We start from the raw sequence: 18,933 nt of genomic DNA, 5'->3' as shown, positions 1-18,933 counted from the left end.
TCCTGTCGTAGGTTCGAGTCCTACAGGGTATATAAGGATAGATAAATATACAAGGAGGTAAAGAAATGGCTATTACTGTGAACATTTATTATAGTGGTACAAATGGAAATGCGAAAAAATTTGCAAAAGAGATGGTTTTAACTGGAGTTGTAGAAGATATCCGTGCAGAAAAAGGCAATATTAAATATGAATACTTTTTTTCAATGAATGATGAGGACACAATTCTTCTAATTGATAGTTGGACAGATCAAGATGCACTAGACAAACATCATGAATCTCCGATGATGGCTCATATTACTAAACTTAGAGAAAAATATGATTTGCATATGAAAGTTGAAAGATATGTAACAGATATAAAAAATATTTCCGCAAAAGACTCCGCTTTTATAAGAAAATAAAGTGCTTATTTTATTTGATAGGATAGTTTTTTCTTTAGAGTGAGAAGAACACTTGTAGTAACAGTACTCTTAAGTTAATTTATCTATAACTAAACCATTTTTTTATACACCTTCGGGTGTTTTTTTTATTTCAAAAATATAGAATATATAATCTCTTAAATTGGTAAAATAAATGTGTTAGATGTTTTGGTCTATCCGAAAGAGTAGACTTTTTTATGTGAATTTAATAACTGTATCTAATTTTAAATTAATTAATACAATGTTTTAAAAATAATGTTTGTATGCAGTTACATCTGACTTTATCCGAATTAAGAAAAAGATTTATAAAAATAAAATAAAAAAATATATATTTAAATTGACTGATTGTGAAATCATTAACTATAATTGGTTCAGTTTGTGTTAAGGAGAATGGTGATATGAATAAGAAAATTGTAGTAAGTGGATTAATTATAGGTGGATTAGTGTTAGCAGGGATCGCAGGGAAAAACTTTGCCGATGACATTTTGTTATGGGGTGGAGAAGATAATATTAAACAAATCAATCATAATTTGGAGTCATTAGATAAAGCACTTGAAAATAAAGAGCAAAATATTAGTAGTTTAAATTCACGATTATCTTCAAATAATCAGGAACTTGAGCAAGTAAAGGCTAACGTTGAAGAATATAAACAAAAAGTGTTGACTTTGGAAAATGAGAAAAATCAATTAACTATAGATAAAACAAATTTAGAGAATCAATTATCAGGAAAAAATGCTGAATTGCAAGGTAAACAAAATGAAATCAATGCTAAAATTGATGAAATAAATCAAAAAATAGCTGAAATAAATCAATTAAACACTGATTGGAATAATCGTTTACAAACAGAACAAAATAAATTTAATGATGCTCAAAATACTGTTAATAGTTTAAATCAACAAATTAATCAATTGTCAAATGAAAAAAATACTATTAAAAACCAATTGCAAAGTACTCAACAAAAACTAGAAAAAGAGCAATCAGAAAACAGTAATTTGAATAATTATATTGAAAAACTTGAAAAGGCAAAAAGTGATGTAGAAGACACAGCAAACAGATCACAAGAAATCGTGACTGAACATACAGGAAAATAGATGCATTTTTTAGTTTAAATTTCTTTAACAAAATAGTATTTTGTTGCTAAATAATTTTTATTTGATTATTCTACAAAAATATCTCCTCTCAAAATGGAGGGGAAGTACATATTTATATTTTTGCTGAACGACAGGAAACGGGGAAAGGTCTTTTTGTTTGTACTTCAAAAAGACTAAAACATATTAAAAAAGGTCTTCCACATTTAAATAGATTTGAAATTTTACCAAATAAAGAGACTTCTAGAATTAAATCGCCATTTCGCATGCCAGTTCTGGTGGATTGTGATCGGTTATTTGTCTTAAGTGGTATCTCTATACCATTAACGTTACTTACAAATCGGAGGTATATATGTAGAGAATACCTAGAAAAAATTTTACAAATAAGGAAAAATAATATGAGATGTGAAATTGTGCCTTTAGAGATTAAATCAATGATTTCATTAAATCCTTTGCTAAATTTAAAACCGAAAGACTCAAATCTGACTTTGAGTAGCTAAAGACCTCAACCAATCATTCTTGGCTGAGTTTTTTTCGTTCTTATATTAATTGTTCTAACTCCGGTTTCAATATGCATATAAAAAAGTAAAAATAATAGAAAAACTAGTGATAGTTTTGGTGATAGTGATATTAAAAACCAGAAAAGATGGAAAAAGCAGGAGATAGATAAAATACTGATATTTCGGCGTTTTCTAACGGTACAAAAGAGAAAAAAAGTAATAAATGCACACATGATACAAGAAAAACATGTTTGCACTCCTAGGCAAACCAGGCTTTGAAGACCTTGCCAAAGAATTGAACGAACGTCTTTAAGATAAGGAGTTTTAGGTAATTATTAAAAATAATTATCCAAAACAATTTGCCTTTAAAATGAAAAATGATACTCATTGAGGTATTTATAAAAAAGGATGGCTAATTATAGCCATCCTTTTTTGGTTTGTTGGCAGAGAAATATTTTGTCCAGAAAATTTTCGTTGTTGATTATTGATATAGTCATTGGACTTATCGAAGTTCGTTCAATACTTTAATATGACACTTGATCATATAGTTGAATAATAGAGATATCTTTATGACTTATATCTTCATGCTTCATGCCAACTTTTCGGTTAGGCACTGCTTACACATATCTACCATTATGGACAGTTAGGGGAGAGATGGGCACGTTTGTCAATTCTGTGGGCAATAGTATTCACAGTTTAAATTTTTTAAATCAATCAAGCTTACTTTGCTCGGTTGGTCAGAGATTGTGAGCATACATCAAATGTGATTTTTATGTCGTCTGTAATGATTAAATCTTTGTTCAGATCTTTTCAATAGCTTTTATCCGTGCACGAATACTATCATTGACAAATATATCATTATTTTGATAAAATAATGATTATTATTTAATAGCCGTTTGTTTTGATTTGTAAGTAGCTGAAACATAGGTAAATCCAATTATAATAGTTTTACGACCAAATTTTAATAAAGTGAATGGAGAAATGATATGGATCAAAAAGCGTTTATTGAATCGATTGATTCTACAATTAATAAATTAAAAAAAGATATTCAATCGTATAATAGAATCATTGGCATAGGGAATATTATAAAAATCGTATTATCTGCTGCTATTCCTATTTTAATTCACGAGGCATCTGATCATAAGTCTTTGTTATTAGTCGTTTCGATTGCTTCCGCAATCATAACGATTATTCAAAGTGGGATGTCTGCGTTTAATTATCAAAACAAAGTACAAACCGCAACACAGGTTCTAATGAAAATAGAAAACGAGAAGCTACTTTATGTAACAAAAACATCCCCATATGATAAAACGGATGAAGAAAATTTTCATTTGATTGTTTCGACACTTCAAACGGAGTTGAATGATATCATTTCTGACTTTAATCAAGTAAGCAATTAACCATATCATCCGTTTAAAGATAGAAAGGTACCAAAGAGATAGGAACAACAAGTAATCCTAGAACAGCATTTATATATAAATAAAAAATGAACCTAATTTTGCTGATTTAAAAAGGTATCCAAACCTACTCGCTGAGACAGATGGATACCTTTTTTCTTTTACAAAAAAGTTCTGATTTTTTTAGACGGGAGTTATATACTTCAAAACTAATTTTTATTTTTTACCAATAAATTCTTTCTTGATTTTTTTAAAATCAATCAGTATTTTCGTGGGACCGAGCACATGATATTCTTTGACGACCAATTGGTTTCTTTGATTATAATAGCCACTGATTACTAATTTCATTCCTTCATCTACTTCAGCAAGAAAGTTTAAACCATGACCAGCGATTAAACAGTTCGTATCATTCAAGCTAAATCTTATCAAGGGACGAGCCCCAATTTGTAGTATTTTTATTTTTGTTACTGTGCCATATTTCTTAATCATTGTGGACTCTCCCTTATGAGCGATTTCGAGGATGCCAATCCGTAAATATTCTTTAATAGCATTATACGAACAAACGTTCTTTTTGTAAAGGAGAAACGCAAAAAAATTTATGGTATTTAAGCTAATATCCGACTATTAATATCAGAGGAATGGCTGTAAAAATTTTCTGTTTTTTTGTATGACCATGCTTAAGTAAAGTTAGGAGAGACCGGACACCGGAAATGTTCACAATAAAAAATAAATTAGGGAGACAAATCTTACATTGTGCTTTGAAAATGGATAAACGGTGTTCAAAGAGCTGACCTTCGGCGATAAGTCAAAAAATCTCAAAACATGGAGAGCTGTTTCGAGGTTTTCATCCTTAACGCTCAGGTCAAAACGCTCTTTTCACAACCTCTGATTCACGGTGTTCAAGCATCAACTCCTTGAAATAAGCCTAAATTTTTCAAAATATGAGAAACTATTTCAAAAAATTTTTTCTTATTGTCATCAGAGCTCCCCGATGTTTTCACAACCTCTTGCTCTAAACGGTGTTCAAAGAGCTGACCTTCGGCGATAAGTCAAAAAATCTCAAAACATGGAGAGCTGTTTCGAGGTTTTCATCCTTAACGCTCAGGTCAAAACGCTCTTTTCACAACCTCTGATTGATGGGGTAAAGCGCCATCCACTTGAACTAAGCCGGAGAGTCCAAAATAGTAGAGACTATTTTCGGATTCTCCGGCTTAGTTATCAGAGCTAGACATTGCTGTCACAGTTCATTTTATTATTTTAGCTTAACCTCGCTTACACAACGTATATCCACGTGCTTGGGCCTCTTGCAGCGAGATAGCTACGACAGAATTTGCATTGTTAAGTCCCGAACAGTTCGGATTTAAATGATATTTTGTACCATGATCTGGAGCAATATAAACCGTTTGTTCGTTGTTTTGTTGCGGTGTTTGTGCTGCTGCAACTTGATTGGCTTGTTCTTGTGCGGCCGCAGCTTGCCGTTGTCGTTCTGCTTCAGCTGCTTCATTGGCTTTGATCGTTGCATCTACTGTAGCTAGTCGAGCAGACAAGTGTTGATTGCCGTTTGGAATAGCCTGGATTAAAGTAGCTGCTGAGTTATAGTTTTCTCTAGTTGGATGAGCTTCAGCTTGTGATAGTGCTGTTGTTGCTTCATTTTCAGCTTGTTTTTGACGTTCTTCTTGTGCTTTACGCTCAGCTTCAATTTTCTGTTTTTCTTCTTCTTGTTTTTTGCGCTCAGCCTCAAGTTTCTGTCTTTCTTCTTCTTGTTTTTTGCGCTCAGCCTCAAGTTTCTGTCTTTCTTCTTCTTGTTTCTTACGCTCAGCTTCAAGTTTTTGTTTTTCTTTTTCTTTACGTTCAGCTTTTTGTTTCAGCTGCTCTTCACTAGAATTACTTGATGTTCTTTTTGTTTCGATCTTTTTTTCAGATTGTGTGCTTGCTTTTGAACTATCGGAATGACTGGTAGGAGAGATAGACGCTCCGAAAATCATAAGAATAAATGCTGTGCCTATAATAATAAAGTTTCGTTTTTTATTCCCTTTTTTGAAAAATGATCGAATTAGTCCTACTAACCCCCAACAAATACCAATTAAACCTACTAACACTAAAAAAGTTCCCATTTTTTTCCTCCAAAAATAAAAATATTTTCCTTCCATGTAGGAATGAAAGGAATAAACCTCCTAATAAAAAAATATATCATTCTGTAATACTTGTCTAAAGATATACAAAGTTGTTTTTTATCTAAAAATTAAATTACAAAATAAAAAATGTGAATTTTTAATCACCCATTGATAAAAATAGATATATAAAGGAAATGATTTGCACAACAGCAGATTACGATAGTTACAAAGTGGAAAAGATCAGTCATTAAGTTAGTACAGTATAATTCTTGTTTTTAACGCTTAGAACCTGCTAAAAAAGCAATCAAACAAGTTAATAAGAATCTTTTAAGGTTAATATCAATGAAATGAATTTTTGCTATACTTATTAGAGGCTTATTGAATAAGGAGTTGAGTGAATTGGTTAAAAATAAATTATCAAATATGATTAGTATCAAGAAGAAAGGCGGAGGAAAGGTTAGGGTACATGGATAGAGTAAAGGAAATGCTTCAGTATGTTAGGCAAAAACAACTTTATTTTATTTGTGGTATCGCTCTAATTCTTACACTAATACGTCTTTATCTCTATTACAAAGCGACTTACAGCATCGATATGACAGCTAACTATGATGACCAGCTTTTTATTCATTATGCCCGTAACTTAGTGGACGGGCAGTGGTTAGGAGAGTACAATGCTAAAACTTTATCAAAAGGTATTTCTTATAGCTTATTTTTAGCTTTTGCCAATAAAATTCAGCTACCATACTCGCTATTATTAGGTGGGTTTAATATTTTAGCTAGCGTGCTGATTACACTGAGTGTAAAGCCGATCGTTAAAAAGAATAGTATCTTGTTTTTTATCTATGTCTTTTTTTTATTTTCACCAATCGGTTTTACCCATGAATATTCGACACGTATTTATCGAAACGCCATTGTAATTCCATCTGTCGTAATTATCGTTGCTTGTTTATTAGCTATTTATTATCGTAAATATCGTGCAACAAAAACTATTTTACCTTGGTTTTTCTTGTTGTCTCTAATCTTTCCATTTTACTGGTATATTCGCGAAGATTCACTCTGGTTGTTGCCGTTTGTTCTGGCAGCCTTAATCATTAGTTTTGTTCAGATTTTATTAGGAGTGGATTTTAGACCAACGAAAACTGTTGAAAAGTTTTTTTCACAAATTACCTTTGATCGAAGAAAACTGATCAAGCTCAGTTTGTTTTTTCTTCCTATGATCAGCTTTATCGTGACAAACCAAATGATTAAGCATAAAAATGAAGAAGTCTATCATCTTGCAGTAGTCAATGATCGTACGAGCGGAGAGTTTGCTCAATTGATGAAGAACTTGATTCGAATAGATGATGGAACGAACATAAACAAAGAGAACAGTAGGATTTGGGTTTCTCATGAAGCGTTAAATAAAGCATTAGCTGTGTCACCTGCTTTTGCTAAAGAAGCTGCTAGAATCAAAGAATTATATACGACACATGCTTGGACTCAGGCAGGAAAAGTAAAGGAATTAAAGGGAGACATTATTTTTTGGGCACTGCGAGATGTGTTGAATGAGTCTGGCTACTATCAAAATAACGCAAAAGAAACCAATGAATTTTGGAAACAAGTCAATCAAGAGTTAAGGGCTGCTTATCGTAAGGGAGATTTGAAGAAGAAACGTGAAGTCTACTTAATGAGTACAGGAGATGGGAAGATTGCCGAGGATATTCCAGTACTCTTAGATTTTTTTAGGACAGCTTATAGTGACAATTTATTTTACAAAGATTTTCATCAAGGAGGGAATTACAGTTTTGGAACCCATGCGGATGTAGAAGCAGCGCAAAACTTTTTGCGGGTTCCTTTATTGAATAATTGGATTAATAGTGAAGATCCACAACCGCCAATTTTAGTTTTATCAAAAACAGCGAAAATCTCTAATATTATGATTGCGATTTATCAAAAGACAAGTGGTGTTGTTCTATGTTTAGCGATTTTAGGATTTTTATTTTTGATCTTAGGTTCAATCTATGCTAAAAAAGATCGTGGTTTTTATTGTTCTGCACTAGTCATTACTAGTGGTTTGATATTGACCCAGTTTTTATTTTTATTTGGGGTTTCATGGTTTTGTTCCTACTCGCCAGAGCAAAAAGATTATTTTCTAAGTGTGTATACGGGGGCAGGAGTACCAATCATGCAAATTGCGATGGTTCTAATCTTTCTGGGAATCAGCAAAATTTCATGGGGGAAAATAAAGCACAAACTCAAATTGAATAAATAATAAAAGACGTTTGCTAACTGTATTAGTTGCAAACGTCTTTATTCTTTTTTCGATCCCGAGTTGTTTTCGGTCATTAGAAATGATTCACTCCTTATTTGGATTCATTTAATGCACGGACAGCTTGTTCAATCGTGATACCAAATGCTACGTTGTTTTCATTTGTAGCATCAATTGCCATAAATTGATTGGATACAGTATCAAATGCAACTCGGTATTCAATATTTGTTTTAGTAAATGTCATGTAAGTCACCTCTTTTTTTATTAATGTAAATTGTGGTTGGAATTTTCTGTTAAATTTTCCTTCCTGTAATCAGTGTAGCACCCTTATTTTTTTTTCGCAATTAATTGCTATGTCAACAAGGGATTCTTAATTTTCTGTGAGTCCAATAAGCAATCCAATCAATAACAGGATAAATACAGTAGCTTGAATAACAATCATGAAATTCCCTCCTCACAGAATAGTTTAGATGCTTTTTCGGAGGTTTACACGAACAAAAGGCTAACAGTTTCAAACAAATCTGTCACTTATAAATTACAATTATATCTTGGTATTAGTTATGTGAGAAAAAGGGGAAACTAGATTGAAATCGTGTAATTCTAAGAAAAAATATAAAAAAATTCAATAAATCGTTTTCAAATCTTCTTTTTTTTGTTATTATAAATTAAAGATTAACAAAATAAAGGAGGGAATTGAGAAATGTTAAAATTAGAAATAGGCAAGTCATACATATGCAAACCGATTGGAGTGAACTATGAAGTGATTGGTTGCGTGGAACGTACATATACTAATACGGCTGTTATTTTTGTAGAAAGCTATGATCAGAGAGATCGGTTGGCTGTTTACGATAGTAAGTTTCGTCTACTAGTTAAACTGGACGAAATTTATACAGTAGCAGAATCTGCTTTGGTTTCATAAACACTTTTTTTGAGAAATATCGTAAACTTCTCTATAATTAGAGGAGAGAGAAGGGAGCGAAAAAACATGCAAAAAAGAAAGAGTTCAGGTAAAATGGGCATTATCTTAGCAGTTATTTCTGCTATTCCGGCAATCTTAGCGGTGGTTCGTGCGGTGAAAAGCGTGAGAGAAAGATAAAGTAATTGAAAAAGAACCCCATGGATTCAATCCATGGGGCTCTTTTTTTAACCAACACCTAAAACGAAATTCAATAATTTATCTGAATAGGTGATCTCTTCATCCATTGCTTTGATATTTTCATTTAAGATAGTCATTTGATCAGTAATGATCCCATCAACACCATAAAACATCATACGACTGATTCCATCTGAGTCGTTAACCGTCCAGACATACACTTTTTTACCATCTTGATGAGCTGAATCAATAAAATTCCGATTGATCGTACTATACTCCATCGTCAAAAAGTCGGCCGGAGTAACTGGTGGTCCAACAATATTGAATGGTAGGATGTAGCCTACATAAAAATTAGGGTTGGCATTTTTCAGATCAGATACCGTCTGATACGTAAGACTTTGTAGAATATGCTGATGAGTTAAAATGTTTTCTTCATATTTTTTGACAAAGCGATCAACGATATCTTTAGAATCATTTTTTGAATTTTTGATTTCGATTAAAAGTTTTTGATTTAATTCATTGGCTCTCTTTAAATAAGTATCAAAGGAAACGACAGGTTCTTTCGCACCGTTTTCAGTTACTTTTAACTTTTCTAATTCTTTTAAGGTTAGATCTTGTGGTGCTTTATTTATCCCTGTTAATTTTTTTAAGTTAAAATCATGCATGACAACGAATTGACCATCTTTGGTTTCTTGTACATCCATCTCCACATAATCAGGATGGTAGGTACGACTTGTTTTTTCTAAAGCAGCTAAAGTATTTTGGGCACTGTTACCTCCACTGACACCACGATGAGAAATCGTTACAGGTTTCGTTTGAGAAGCAGAAGTCAAATAATCCATATTGTAGAGACAAACACCTACACCAAAAAATACAGCAAATAAAACTAAGCTTGTATTTTTAAGAACAGAAAAACGTTTGTTAGGAGATTCTAAACGAAACCAGTTAGGAGTCTCAGGAAGAAAACCTTCATCATCCATGAAATCAATAATAATGTAAAAAATTCCGACTGTTGACATAACGATGTTGAATAAAAGGATAGCTTGAAGAATCGTCATTGCAAAAACAGCGCTAATCAATGAATAATTAGGGAAAAATTGTTCTACAATTATTTGTGCGAGGAGCACAATTAAATAGCCGGTAAATGAAATGAGTAAAATACTACCACCAATAATGATGAACTGTCCAAGGATTGCAAAAAAACGTGATTTGGTTAAATACCAACTTTCTTTAACCGCTTGTTTAAATGGTCGATCACGTAGAATCATTTCTGGTAAGGCAAAAATGAGACGGATACCAATGTAAGCTAAAAAGATATAAAACAGAATGAAGCTGCTAACCACGATCCAACGATTAGTAAAAATAAAATCCATGATAAAAGCTGGGATTTTAACTTTAGATAGTAAATCAGAATTAAAACTTAACCCACTAATCGGTAAAATAAGTACGAAATAAGCTAAGAAAAAAAGAAAAGTCAAAGGGCGTATTTTTTTTAATTGACGAAACGTTGCTTGAAGTAACTGTTTCAACGAGATAGGTGTTTGTTTCTTAATAAAGTAAACACTCATCAATAAAAAAGTAAACTCAAAATAAACTAGGAGTAAGATAGTTAGTAAGACAGCAGTCAAAGACAATAAGACGCCTGGGTGCTGTGAAAGGATCGTAGAGATATTATCACTAGATATATAATCAATGGCTCCTCGATTCAAGATGAATCTGGTCGTACTATTCAATAAGGGTAAACAAATAAATAAAATAAATAAATGCATAATCAAAACATCACGAAAATATGCTTGAGTTCCTTTAAGAAAGTCCCAAGCATTTCCTAAACTTCTTTTTAAATAAATTAACATTCAATCACCTACCATAAATATTATAACGTAAAAATAAAAATAAGTGGACAGATTGCGCAAATACTTAACGCAGTACGCCCACTTATCATAAACTATCCTAGTAATCCACTTAAGAAATGTCCACCATAAATCAAAGCCATGCTGTATAAGAAAATCGAGAGGGGTTTCGCCAATAAAATGATCCAAGTATATTTTTTTACAGAAATATTTGTTAGACCAGCCATTAAACAAAGCGCATCATCAGGGGCCACTGGTAGAAAAATTGCTAAAGCAAATAACTTTTCAAAGCGATTCTGGTTATCGAGCCAACCAACATACTTGTTATACGTCTTGTCACTGACCATAGATAAAATAAATGGTTTACCATACCGTCGACCAAGTAAAAAGATGATGATCGAACCGATACAAATCCCTACATAATTATAAATAAAACCAGCATAAGGTCCAAAAATTAATACACCGGCTGCTGTACTTATCCCTCCAGGAATGATTGGAATAACAACTTGCAGGATTTGGATTAAGATGAAAATGATAGGACCTAAGATAATTGAATCTCCAACTAATCCTCTTAAAGAATTTAAATCTTTAAATACACCCAAATTGATAAAATAAATCGTTAAGCCTATCGAAATTACTAATCCAATGATAGATATAAAATTGATCAATTTCCGTGATGCCGCAATGTTCAACGTCTATCAACTCCTTTGATACGTTTTCTTATATTACTAATGTACTTTATTAGTGACTCTTTGTGCCACTATTTTAAATGACAGTTATCAAACAATTTTGTAAGTTGTAATAAGTATAATTTAAAAACGATTCAAAAACATCCAACTAAAGATGTATTTGAAGTATTATTTTTGTGCCTGTAGTTTTAGGAAAAATATCCTCTATTAAATGAAAAATCGGCGTTCAAGTATTAAAGCTTTAAAATAAGCTGAGGAAACTAAAAGAAGAAGTTTTTGCTTTACCTCTTATGCGTTTCTAGCTTACTTACGTGGATAGAATACTCTGAACGCCATAACTATATGAAAGCTAAAGGGAATATCTCAGGGGAGTGAAAATCAGTGTCTCATTTTGTCTTTTCACTAAGCCTGTTGAATCAAAGGATTCGTCTAAATACTTTTATATTTAAGATGGGAAGTTCGTACATAAGTTCCACATCATCAATCAGACTTCCAAGTAATCGGAAATCTGATTGATCCAGAAAAACATTTCCAAGCTCTTGGTAATATAGATCCATAGTAGGATTTCTTGGTTCATTGAGCATTTCCGCTAACTCATGCAAATCAGAAGGAGGAGAATAACAAGTTCCTTGAATTTCAATATATAATCCTTCGGGTGTTGATTCTAGCCCAATCCTTATTTCAGTGATCTCGTGAGAATAAAGATAGGTTAAAAATTCACTAATGATTCTTTTTGATAATTCTTTTTCCAATGCCATCCTTTTCCTTTCTGTCAACAGTCAGGCTGTCCAAGATCGGTACAAGAAAACCTGCAACGAATCCAGTTGAGAATCCACTATTATATAGGCTTAATCCGCCATGTAATGCACTGACGTTATGGACTAAGACAATATGCAAAAATCCAGCCAAAATACCAAAAATACTACCATAAAAACCACTAATAGGAGCAAGTGCAGTACCAAATATCGCTGCTACGATCATTGTTGTTTGAGAGGCATCATGGATAGTAGCCAGATATGAAGCAAGATAAATCCCTATAAGTATGGGGAAACTGTTCTTTAGATGACAACCAAAGGCACTGAATCCAACTGAAGATAGGATTGCACCAATAATCGGGCCGTTGAATTCACCACCAATAAGAAGAACATAGATGGAAAGCATCAGCCCTACTAACCCCATGTTTAGTAAGGTGGCACCGATACTTGAGATCGCCATAAAATCAGTAGTTACTTTTCCTGAAGTTTGAAAAATGTCATGTAAACCAGTGAGCTTCCATGAATTAATAAAAAGACCAAATAGCGTAGTTAAACTAAAAAAAAGAAAAATGACTAATGTAAGTTCTTGATGGTAGCCTGTTGAAACGAACGATTGAACTTCAATTGGAAAATCAAATAACCGAAGGATACCAGCCACGACCATGGCGATCAATCCAGAAGTAAAACCAATATTATATAAATTGAATCCACGATGAAAAATAAGGGTATGCGATGCCAAAGGAGGGAGTAAAAAACCAACGAGTATACCAGTCAGATTACCAAATAAAATACCTAAGCCCAATGGTAAGTTCATACCGAAAGTGATATAACTAACTACAGGTGACAAGGCACTAGCAAATAAGCCAACCATAATATACTGTGAAAATGGTTTATGTAAAAAACGTGCATAGAGATAGACACCCAAAATAATGGAAAGAGAGTTATACAGATTTTTTCCAAAAAAAGAAAAGCCTGTGACGGTTAATACAGAAGCAAAGATTAGTCCATTTAGATAGACTTTATGATGATAGCAAAGAAGTACGGACAACAAAGTCAGGACACCAACATTGATAAATACGCTTCCAAAACCACCTATTGCCAAATAATCGGTCATCAGATTACTAGGAGAAGTAAGGATATTGTTGAGCCCCTCAATAGTTTCAACCGGATGTCCAGAAACAAGCCCGATTATTAGAAAAAACAAGCCAGTAAATGTTAAATAAAAATACTTATTTTTTTGAGATGGCTTTTTTTTGATGGGGTGAATATAAATAACGTCGTTTTTATTAACCATTACATACCTTCTTTGTCGTTTTCTTTAACTATAACGTGAAAGAAATCTTTTGGTCAACTAACAGTTACAGAAAAATCAATTTTTGTAAGGGGAAACAGTATTTTTGTTTATTCTTAAATAATATTGTATCATTGTTAAAAATAAATAAGAAAAAAACTTAAAATATAACGTTTTGAGTAAATTATTTGCCAAAAACTGTGTATATCGGTTACAATAAAACAACATATACTGCAGTAAGAAGTGGGGGAGTTTTAATGAGAAGAAAAGTCTATACTAAAGATCAAATTCTGAAAGCTGCTTATGATGTTGTTGCAAAGGAAGGTTTTAAAGGGTTTACTGCGAGAAATATTGCTAAAAAAATGGGTATATCCACACAACCTATTTATTTAGAGTTCAAAAACATGGAGGATCTAAAAAATACTTTATTAGACTCAATTTTTGAACAACTCAAAGAAAATGTTTTTCCAGTTGAACGTACTGGAGATAAAATTATTGACCTAGGATTAAACTATATCTACTTTGCAAAAAAACATCATAGTCTTTACATGGCATTATATATCGACGAACATGGCGATGGACAAAAAATGCATGATTTTTCTTATAACTATTTCCGTGAAATCGTCAAACAAGATCATCGATACAGCCAGTTGTCAGATGAATACGTTGATGCATTACACACTGGAACTTGGGTTGCAGTTACCGGAATCGCATCTTTAATGTCTTCAAACATCATGCACCCAACTGAAGAACAAATTATTTCGTTCATCAAGCGAACGATTGATTCTATTCTTTCTTTAGAAAATCCTGAAACAATTAGTTAGATCTACTTATGAAGTGTGATAACACAAGGTTCATTCCAATACTCTTTCTTACTTCACATTGGGCACTATTTAAGAAGGAGCAGAAAATGATTCTTGTGTTTTTTTGTCTTCTCATAAAATAAATATGCCGGTTTTTGATTTCTATCGGGAAATAGGCTTGACTTTTTACTAAAAAAAGTTTAAAAATAATAGGTATGGAAGGTTGGCAGAGTGGTAATGCACCGGACTCGAAATCCGGCGAACCGGCTAATACCGGCGCGCAGGTTCAAATCCTGTACCTTCCTTTATACCAACGTTTCTGAGCTATCTGGCGTTTGCTGGATAGCTCTCTTTTTAAAAAAGAGTACCCCTTTTAGTACCCCTTTTTGACTTTATTCCAATCATCCTTTCATATAATTTGAAAAGTTAGAAATAGTGGTCTTATTTTTGTTTTCTGTAACGTGCGTGTAGATATTCGCTGTTGTTTGTATGTCTGCATGTCCTAATATTGCTTGAGCATCTTTTAGAGAAGCACCAGATTCAAAAAGTAAACTTGCGTGTGTATGTCGAAATCCATGAGCGGAAATTCGTTTCAGATTTTCGTTTTTCTTATAAATTTGTTTTAACCAAAACCGTGTAATTGTTGGATTATACAATTCTCCATTATTGGCAAAAACTAAATTTTCACGGTCGAAAATATGAGTAAGTTTAGTACTGCTTTTTTTATATTTTTTTAGAGTACTTGATAACTCATGATCTAAATATATAGTTCTAACTCCATTTTTCGTTTTTGGTTCATTTACAATTAAACGCCCATTTTTGCCCCTTGTGATAGTTTTATTGACGGTTAGTGTATTTGTATTAAAATTAATATCCGACCATGTCAAAGCGAACGCTTCTCCTTTACGTAAGCCAGTATAAGCTAATAAGTAGAAAAAAATATAAATCGTGTCTTTTTCTTGCTTAGCAGCTCTCAAGAATTCTAGTAACTCATTTTTAGTGTAGAATTCAATATCCTTTTTTTCTATGCTTAGGATTTCACCTTTTGGCACTGTGACAATTTTCATAGGATTGCTTTCTGTTTCCTGAATTGAAACAGCATAGTCAAAAACATTGGAAGTATAGTTTTTATATTTTTTGAATGTTTTTGGATATTGTTCAGACCATTCATTCACAGCTTTCTGGCAAAAAAATACGTCTATTTTGTTTATAAAGTTTTCTCCAAAGATGGGTAGAATATGAAGTCTGAAAATTTCTTCGGTAGATGCCCAAGTACTTTCTTTTACAGTTTTTTTATAATTTTCGAACCATAAATTATATATTTCTAAGAATTTTTTACTTTGTTTTACTTTTACTGAGTCAGCACCTTCATTTTTTACTTGAGTTTCAATTCTTCTTAAAGCTCGATCTGCTTCAAACGCACTTTTAAATCCCATTTTTTTACTCTTCTTTTCTTGCCAGTCATAGAATCTACACCAGCGTAAATGTAGAACATGTATTTTGTTTCCTCTTTTTTTGTTACATAGCTTTTAATTCGATGATCAATTTCTCGTTTAGCCATCTTTTTATTTCCTTTCGTACGTTTGTTCGGTTGTACAGCGGATTTCGAGATGGTAAAATAGGGTACAATAAATAGACCTACTTTACCGTAGTTCTTAAACTAGAACACGCTCTCGCTTTGGTCGGTGGGGCGTGTTTTTTATCAATAAGAATATTTCTTAACCTATTTAACTCTTAGCTTTTGTCCCGGATAAAGCATATAATTGTTTGGATCTAAGCCATTCAGCGCAAATAATTGGTCAGTAGTGATTCCTGCGCGGTCGGCTAATTGTTTTGGACCTTCACCGGGTAGCAAAGTCAAAACATCTGGAGTTTCTGGTTGAGGTGGGGTTTCTGGCTGAGGTTGCTCAGAGGGAATATAATCTTGTGGAACTGGTTGCTCTGATGAGCTAGTAGCTTCCGCAGTTTGAACTACGCTAGAACTTGGTACTTCAGAATAACTTTCTGTGCTTTCGTACGATTGCGTAGAGCTATTAGCGATTGCAACTGATGATTCCGTTGAGCTTTCTGTTGTTGAGGAAGAAATTTCCTCACTGGTTGTTGAAGTATCTTCAGCAGAGGTGGAAACAGAAGAATGCGATTCTTTTAATTTTTGTTTTTGAGGTTTTAAAATCAACTCTTCTTTATTATCTGAATCATTAGATTTATCAGGTGTTAATTTGATATTATTAGCATCCTTACTTACGGTATATTTAGCATCTTTATTCTCATCTGTTTTCCACGTCATTACGTTTTCGTTCAATGTATATTCAAATTTGTAATCCATTTGATTAAACATATTTTTTGCAAATTCTTCGCCCATAGCTTCCCATTCGTCACTAGCAGATGATTTCATACTAGAAGTATCTACTTTTATCGTCACAACGTGATCAGAAAACGAAAGAATCATATCAGCATCATCATCTTTAGCAGCTTCTATAACCCAATCATTTGCCTTTAAATCATCAACAGTTACGTTATTACTGCAAGCACCAAATACTATTAATGAAATAATCGCAAAAAAAGCACCCACACATTTTTTCATTTTCATTCCTCATTTCTCCTTTTATTTGAATAAATCCCAAAAGCTAAACGTAGTCTTTCTATAAACCTTGTTGTAAGCTGCTTTCTTTGGATCCTTAATCCAACCTGTTCCTTTTTTACCATACCCAGGAATCAACGCCTTTTTTAATTTCCTTTTAGCTTTCCCTTTAGTTCGAGCGCTAATCGATTTCTTTACACTTGGTTTCCTCATTCCAAATTTCATCGTTTCACTTCCTTTTTATTCCTAAAATTTCATTTAATTTCTTATATTGTTATGGTTATTAACAAAATAAAAAAATAAAAAAATGATTATTTCATAATTATTCCTATTTATAATTATTATCGTTTGTAGGAATAATCACAAGTGAATCTAAATCAAATACATAAAGATGGTCCTTATGTATGTAGAATGAACCATACTTAGCAAAGTAGTGCCTAAGCGTATCAGCGAAGAATGGTTCTGTTACTTCAAGAAATTCTGCGCATTCGTATTTTGAGCGACATCCACACTTATAACACTCAAACAGATCATCAAGAGAAACAAGCCGTTCGATCGAATCTCGACGTGCTTGGATCTCTTGTTTTCTGTTTCTGGGGTGGGTGTAGTCGATGATGTTGCCGACGCTTGTTCTATAATGAGAGAATTCTTCTGATAGATGTATCCTCTTATGAATAGTGCTTAAATTTTTATCTAAGTAAATATAATTATTTTCGTAAATTGCTTTTTCTCCGATATCTCGCAGTAATTCAACTTCTAAAACAGGCAACTCTTGTACAACTTTACTTAATAACGTTTCATAGCTGTTCACATCTCAACACCACACGATTACTTTTTGTTTTTATCTTCGTATTTCTTTCTATATTTAGCTAAAACAGACTGGATATGTTCAATATCTTCTTCGGAGTATTCTCTATTCGGATCAGGAGAGTGGGCTGCCAAAGTATAGATTTCTTCGTCATTAGTTTTGCTAATCGAGGTTATACGCTCGTTCGTTTGAATTTCTAATTGTTTCTGTGCAAAATCATAGACTTTTTGCTTTTTCTCATCATCGATTTTTTTCATTGTAGATAAAGTTTTTTCTATCAATAAATTTTTTTCTTCCGACTTATTTTCGACTAAATCCGACTTAGATATATTAAAATAATTCGCAAGCATTTCAATTTTGTCGATGCGTGGATAAGTTTTACCTTTTATCCAATCTGTCAAAGTTGTATAGCTAATGCCTAAATCGCTAGAAAGTTTCTTTCTATCAATTCCATACTTTTTCATATAATGATTAATATTATTAGCCATCACTTCTTTATTTTCTAAATCCTTAAACGATGTGTTAGATTTAGGTATTTCCTGTTCATTCATACCCAATATCTCCAGAGGGGAAATATCCAATGCTTTTGATAGAGACACAATCTTATCCCTTCCCATATTTTCAATCATGCCATTTTCCCATTTTCTTACTGTGGACTTTCCAACACCGACTAACTTGCCGACATCTTCTAATGTCATATTTTTTTCTAGGCGCTTTTCCTTTAAAACGTCCATATTCTCACCACCGACAAATTTTATTATACGCCCGTGTCTATCTTTAAACGGAGTTTTAATAACGACTAACTCGCCGCTAAGCTTCATTCACAAGGGTTTCATACCAAGCTAACCACGTTGACTACTTTTACCAATCGACGTTACACGCTCATTCTTTTGCTCTTTTAATTGTTTATGTGCGAAATCATAGACTTTTAGTTTTTTTTCATCATCGATTTTTTTCATTGTAGTTACAGTTTTTTCTATCAATATATCTTCTTCAAATCCTAGTATATACTCAGGAGATACACCTAGCGCCCTTGCAAAATCTTCTACTCTGCTCAAAGGGAATTCTCTGATTTTGTTAAAGTACCTAGACAAAGCTGACTTAGACATGTTTACTCTTCGGGCAAGTTCGCTAACGGACAATCCCTGTTCCGTTCGTAACGAATCTACGATCTCAACTATTTCGCAATGTTTTTACCTCCAATTATTCTAAAGGATATTATAATATCGTTCCTGAGAAGGGATGGAACACGTCTTGACGACAGGAGGCGTTGCGCTGCGTTCATTCGCAAAAGTTTCAT

The 18,933-nt window shown here is 32.9% G+C and carries 19 protein-coding genes, 1 tRNA gene and 2 pseudogenes; 7 read left to right on the top strand and 15 right to left on the bottom strand.

The window, feature by feature from the left end; translation table 11 throughout:
• Positions 1-65 precede the first annotated feature (65 nt).
• The 3 genes from IGJ23_RS08445 (at position 66) to IGJ23_RS08435 (ending at position 3,404) form a co-directional block, all read left to right on the top strand.
• A complete protein-coding gene (locus IGJ23_RS08445) occupies positions 66-398 on the top strand; it encodes a putative quinol monooxygenase (protein ID WP_317751243.1) in 333 nt (110 codons plus the stop codon).
• A gap of 416 nt (positions 399-814) precedes the next feature.
• Positions 815-1,507, top strand: a complete 693-nt coding sequence (locus IGJ23_RS08440) for a hypothetical protein (RefSeq protein WP_010718760.1) — start codon at positions 815-817, stop codon at positions 1,505-1,507.
• A 1,483-nt stretch (positions 1,508-2,990) separates the two neighbouring features.
• Positions 2,991-3,404 carry a DUF4231 domain-containing protein gene (locus tag IGJ23_RS08435; protein WP_010718761.1) on the top strand — a complete coding sequence of 138 codons (414 nt, stop codon included), beginning with the start codon at positions 2,991-2,993 and terminating at the stop codon, positions 3,402-3,404.
• A gap of 213 nt (positions 3,405-3,617) precedes the next feature.
• Here the strand turns inward: IGJ23_RS08435 and IGJ23_RS08430 are convergent, their stop codons facing one another.
• Both IGJ23_RS08430 and IGJ23_RS08425 read right to left on the bottom strand, forming a co-directional pair.
• Positions 3,618-3,890 carry a hypothetical protein gene (locus IGJ23_RS08430; protein WP_010737819.1) on the bottom strand — a complete coding sequence of 91 codons (273 nt, stop codon included), beginning with the start codon at positions 3,888-3,890 and terminating at the stop codon, positions 3,618-3,620.
• A gap of 773 nt (positions 3,891-4,663) precedes the next feature.
• Positions 4,664-5,515, bottom strand: coding sequence for a hypothetical protein (locus IGJ23_RS08425; RefSeq protein ID WP_438774857.1), 852 nt, complete (start codon positions 5,513-5,515; stop codon positions 4,664-4,666).
• A 466-nt stretch (positions 5,516-5,981) separates the two neighbouring features.
• Here IGJ23_RS08425 and IGJ23_RS08420 point away from each other — a divergent pair, with 466 nt between their 5' ends.
• A complete protein-coding gene (locus tag IGJ23_RS08420) occupies positions 5,982-7,766 on the top strand; it encodes a glucosyltransferase (RefSeq protein ID WP_438774856.1) in 1,785 nt (594 codons plus the stop codon).
• Between the two features lie 91 nt (positions 7,767-7,857).
• On the opposite strand, the gene IGJ23_RS08415 is transcribed toward IGJ23_RS08420, so the two are convergent.
• Complete coding sequence (locus tag IGJ23_RS08415; protein ID WP_010718765.1) at positions 7,858-8,007, bottom strand: hypothetical protein; 150 nt, start codon at positions 8,005-8,007, stop codon at positions 7,858-7,860.
• Between the two features lie 456 nt (positions 8,008-8,463).
• Here IGJ23_RS08415 and IGJ23_RS08410 point away from each other — a divergent pair, with 456 nt between their 5' ends.
• Positions 8,464-8,682, top strand: a complete 219-nt coding sequence (locus IGJ23_RS08410; protein ID WP_010737815.1) for a hypothetical protein — start codon at positions 8,464-8,466, stop codon at positions 8,680-8,682.
• Between the two features lie 224 nt (positions 8,683-8,906).
• Here IGJ23_RS08410 and IGJ23_RS08405 read toward each other — a convergent pair whose 3' ends face one another.
• The 4 genes from IGJ23_RS08405 to IGJ23_RS08390 form a co-directional block, all read right to left on the bottom strand.
• Positions 8,907-10,709 carry a glycerophosphoryl diester phosphodiesterase membrane domain-containing protein gene (locus IGJ23_RS08405; protein WP_438774855.1) on the bottom strand — a complete coding sequence of 601 codons (1,803 nt, stop codon included), beginning with the start codon at positions 10,707-10,709 and terminating at the stop codon, positions 8,907-8,909.
• 92 nt (positions 10,710-10,801) lie between these two features.
• Positions 10,802-11,398, bottom strand: a complete 597-nt coding sequence (locus tag IGJ23_RS08400) for a TVP38/TMEM64 family protein (RefSeq protein WP_010737813.1) — start codon at positions 11,396-11,398, stop codon at positions 10,802-10,804.
• Positions 11,399-11,811: 413 nt separating this feature from the next.
• Positions 11,812-12,147: a hypothetical protein gene (locus tag IGJ23_RS08395; RefSeq protein ID WP_025480148.1), complete on the bottom strand. Its 336-nt coding sequence runs from the start codon at positions 12,145-12,147 to the stop codon at positions 11,812-11,814.
• The gene (locus IGJ23_RS08390; protein ID WP_438774854.1) at positions 12,116-13,444 is read right to left on the bottom strand and encodes a DUF1576 domain-containing protein; all 1,329 of its coding nucleotides are present in this window, start codon (positions 13,442-13,444) and stop codon (positions 12,116-12,118) included. Before IGJ23_RS08390 ends, IGJ23_RS08395 begins: the two co-directional genes overlap by 32 nt.
• Before the next feature lie 254 nt (positions 13,445-13,698).
• Here IGJ23_RS08390 and IGJ23_RS08385 point away from each other — a divergent pair, with 254 nt between their 5' ends.
• Positions 13,699-14,265, top strand: coding sequence for a TetR/AcrR family transcriptional regulator (locus tag IGJ23_RS08385; protein WP_025480149.1), 567 nt, complete (start codon positions 13,699-13,701; stop codon positions 14,263-14,265).
• A gap of 196 nt (positions 14,266-14,461) precedes the next feature.
• Positions 14,462-14,549: transfer RNA gene (locus IGJ23_RS08380), tRNA-Ser, on the top strand.
• A gap of 96 nt (positions 14,550-14,645) precedes the next feature.
• Here IGJ23_RS08380 and IGJ23_RS08375 read toward each other — a convergent pair.
• The 8 genes and pseudogenes from IGJ23_RS08375 to IGJ23_RS08340 all read right to left on the bottom strand — a co-directional run bounded on the left by IGJ23_RS08375 (position 14,646) and on the right by IGJ23_RS08340 (position 18,775).
• Positions 14,646-15,680: a site-specific integrase gene (locus IGJ23_RS08375; protein ID WP_438774853.1), complete on the bottom strand. Its 1,035-nt coding sequence runs from the start codon at positions 15,678-15,680 to the stop codon at positions 14,646-14,648.
• Positions 15,641-15,805, bottom strand: coding sequence for a hypothetical protein (locus IGJ23_RS08370; RefSeq protein WP_438774852.1), 165 nt, complete (start codon positions 15,803-15,805; stop codon positions 15,641-15,643). The genes IGJ23_RS08375 and IGJ23_RS08370 overlap by 40 nt, the downstream gene beginning before the upstream one ends.
• Before the next feature lie 162 nt (positions 15,806-15,967).
• The gene (locus IGJ23_RS08365) at positions 15,968-16,834 is read right to left on the bottom strand and encodes a LysM peptidoglycan-binding domain-containing protein (protein ID WP_438774851.1); all 867 of its coding nucleotides are present in this window, start codon (positions 16,832-16,834) and stop codon (positions 15,968-15,970) included.
• Between the two features lie 15 nt (positions 16,835-16,849).
• Complete coding sequence (locus IGJ23_RS08360; protein WP_438774850.1) at positions 16,850-17,050, bottom strand: hypothetical protein; 201 nt, start codon at positions 17,048-17,050, stop codon at positions 16,850-16,852.
• A 103-nt stretch (positions 17,051-17,153) separates the two neighbouring features.
• The gene (locus IGJ23_RS08355) at positions 17,154-17,636 is read right to left on the bottom strand and encodes a toxin (RefSeq protein ID WP_438774849.1); all 483 of its coding nucleotides are present in this window, start codon (positions 17,634-17,636) and stop codon (positions 17,154-17,156) included.
• Between the two features lie 17 nt (positions 17,637-17,653).
• A pseudogene (locus IGJ23_RS08350) lies at positions 17,654-18,100 on the bottom strand (helix-turn-helix domain-containing protein); the annotation flags it as partial.
• 69 nt (positions 18,101-18,169) lie between these two features.
• Positions 18,170-18,367 (bottom strand): annotated as a pseudogene (locus tag IGJ23_RS08345) (helix-turn-helix domain-containing protein); the annotation flags it as partial.
• Between the two features lie 108 nt (positions 18,368-18,475).
• Positions 18,476-18,775 (bottom strand): helix-turn-helix domain-containing protein, encoded by a 300-nt coding sequence (locus IGJ23_RS08340; protein ID WP_438774847.1) that lies wholly within the window; start codon positions 18,773-18,775, stop codon positions 18,476-18,478.
• Positions 18,776-18,933: the final 158 nt, after the last annotated feature.

Origin of the sequence: Enterococcus sp. DIV1682a (assembly GCF_051711005.1) — a bacterium.
Classification (GTDB): domain Bacteria; phylum Bacillota; class Bacilli; order Lactobacillales; family Enterococcaceae; genus Enterococcus_B; species Enterococcus_B hirae.
Note: the sequence above shows the minus strand (reverse complement) of the source record. Positions and strands in the feature narration are given on the sequence as shown.